We start from the raw sequence: 2,603 nt of genomic DNA on the forward strand, positions 1-2,603 counted from the left end.
TGAAGATCGCCGTCCTTCGGGAACGGGCGACGGGGGAGAGCAGGGTTTCGGCATCGCCGGAAACCGTGAAGAAGTTCATTGCCCTCGGGGCCACGGTGGCTGTCGAGACCGGGGCGGGCATTACCGCCTCGATCTCGGACGAAGAATACCGCGCTGCAGGAGCGGAAGTTGCGGACAATGCCGTTCAGGGCGCGGATATCGTGCTTGGCGTGCAGGGACCGGAGCCGGAGCTGCTGGCTGGCGCAAATCCCGGCGCGTGGATCGTCGCGGGGCTGGATCCGTTCGGCAGGCGTGCGCGCGTGGATGCCTATGCCGCCGCGGGCTTCGAAGCGCTGGCAATGGAGTTCATGCCGCGCATCACTCGCGCGCAGTCGATGGACATCCTGTCCTCGCAGTCGAACCTTGCCGGTTACAAGGCGGTGCTGGTCGCCGCGAACCTCTATGGCCGTGCTTTCCCGATGATGATGACGGCGGCGGGCACCGTTTCTGCCGCCAAGTGCTTCGTCATGGGCGTCGGCGTTGCCGGGCTTCAGGCGATTGCGACGGCGCGCCGCCTCGGTGCGCAGGTCTCGGCGACCGATGTGCGCTCGGCCACCAAGGAGCAGATCCAGTCGCTCGGCGCCAAGCCGATCTTCGTGGAGAGCGTGGCCGGCATCGAAGGCGAAGGCGCCGGTGGCTATGCCACGGAAATGAGCGAGGAATACCAGAAGGCCCAGGCCGAACTGGTCAGCGCGCACATTGCCAAGCAGGACATCGTGATCACCACCGCGCTGATTCCGGGTCGCGCTGCGCCGCGCCTGATCTCGGATGCGCAGATCGCCACAATGAAGCCCGGCTCGGTGATTTACGACCTTGCCGTGGCGCAGGGCGGGAACGTCGAGGGTTCGGTGCCCGACCAGGTCGTCGAGAAGCACGGCGTCAAGATCGTCGGCTATTCGAACACGCCTGCGCACCTGCCGGCGGATGCCTCGGCACTGTTCGCGCGCAACCTCTACAACTTCCTCTCGGCCTTCTGGGACAAGGAGCAGGGCAAGCCCGTGCTCGACGAGGAAATCGGCAACGCCATCCGCCTGACGCAGGGCGGCAAGGTGGTCAACGAACGACTGCTCGGCTGAGGGGGAAAGCCATGGACTTCATATCGATCCTGAGCATTTTCGTGCTCGCCTGCTTTGTCGGGTACTACGTGGTCTGGTCGGTCACGCCGGCTTTGCATACGCCGCTGATGGCGGTGACCAATGCGATCTCCTCGGTGATCGTGGTTGGCGCGCTGGTGGCTTCGGCAGCTGCCGGTAGCCCGTCTGCCAAGTGGCTGGGGCTGGGCGCGGTGGTGCTGGCTTCGGTCAACATCTTCGGCGGGTTCGCCGTGACGGCGCGCATGCTGGCGATGTACAAGAAGAAGGAGAAGAAGTGATGGAACACGTCGCTGTCTCTCCCTGGGTCGCGCTGGCCTATCTGGTCTCGGGCGTCCTCTTCATCCTCGCGCTGCGCGGGCTTTCCAGTCCGGCGACGAGCCGTGCGGGCAATCGCTATGGCATGATCGGCATGACCATCGCGGTCGCCACCACGCTGCTGACGCATGAGATTGCCAGCCTGCCGGAAATCATCGTGGCGCTGGCCATCGGTGGCGGCATCGGCTTCGTCATCGCCCGCAAGATCGCGATGACCGACATGCCGCAGCTTGTCGCCGCGTTCCACTCGCTGGTCGGCCTGGCCGCCGTGCTGGTGGGTCTTGCCGCCTACCTCAATCCCGATGCTTTCGGGATCATGCTTCCCGATGGCCAGATCAACCCCGTCAGCCGCATCGAACTGGGCCTTGGCATTGCCATCGGTGCGATCACCTTCTCAGGGAGCGTCATCGCCTTCCTCAAGCTCGCCGGCAAGATGAGCGGGTCGCCGATCCTGCTGCCGGGCCGCCACGTGCTGAACCTCGGCACGCTGGTGGCGATCATTGGTCTCGTCGCATACTTCACGCAGGACCAGTCGGCCTGGGTGATCGCCACGATCACCGTGCTTTCGTTCATCATCGGCTTCCTGCTGATTATCCCGATCGGCGGCGCGGACATGCCGGTGGTCGTCTCGATGCTCAACTCCTACTCGGGCTGGGCGGCGGCGGCGATGGGCTTCACGCTGCACAACACCGCGATGATCGTGACCGGCGCACTGGTCGGTTCGTCGGGTGCGATCCTGTCGTACATCATGTGCAAGGCGATGAACCGCGGGTTCCTTGCGGTTATCGCAGGCGGCTTCGGGGCCGAGGCTTCCGCCGCTGGCGGCGCGGCCAGGGAGCAGCGTCCGTGGAAGCGCGGCTCTGCCGAAGACGCGGCCTACATGATGAAGGAAGCCGAGAACGTCATCATCATCCCCGGCTACGGCATGGCCGTGTCCCAGGCGCAGCACGCACTGCGCGAGATGGGCGACGTGCTCAAGAAGGAAGGCGTCAACGTCAAGTACGCCATCCACCCGGTCGCGGGCCGCATGCCCGGCCACATGAACGTGCTGCTTGCCGAAGCCAACGTGCCCTACGATGAAGTGTTCGAGCTGGAAAGGGATTTGTCACAGTTGGCGGCAGACTCATCGGCAACACACGTCTTTGCAAAGTCTGT

At 64.7% G+C, this 2,603-nt stretch carries 3 protein-coding genes; all 3 read left to right on the forward strand.

Annotated elements, in window-relative coordinates; all coding sequences use genetic code 11:
- The coding region (locus I2488_RS19350) for an NAD(P) transhydrogenase subunit alpha (RefSeq protein ID WP_196277432.1) at positions 1-1,115 on the forward strand (1,115 nt) is incomplete at its 5' end.
- Positions 1,116-1,126: 11 nt separating this feature from the next.
- Positions 1,127-1,411, forward strand: a complete 285-nt coding sequence (locus I2488_RS19355) for an NAD(P) transhydrogenase subunit alpha part 2 (RefSeq protein ID WP_011445494.1) — start codon at positions 1,127-1,129, stop codon at positions 1,409-1,411.
- Positions 1,411-2,603, forward strand: a 1,193-nt coding sequence (locus tag I2488_RS19360) for an NAD(P)(+) transhydrogenase (Re/Si-specific) subunit beta (RefSeq protein ID WP_196277433.1), incomplete at its 3' end; no start/stop codon positions are given. The genes I2488_RS19355 and I2488_RS19360, both read left to right, overlap by 1 nt.

Source organism: Novosphingobium jiangmenense (genome assembly GCF_015694345.1).
Lineage (GTDB): Bacteria > Pseudomonadota > Alphaproteobacteria > Sphingomonadales > Sphingomonadaceae > Novosphingobium > Novosphingobium jiangmenense.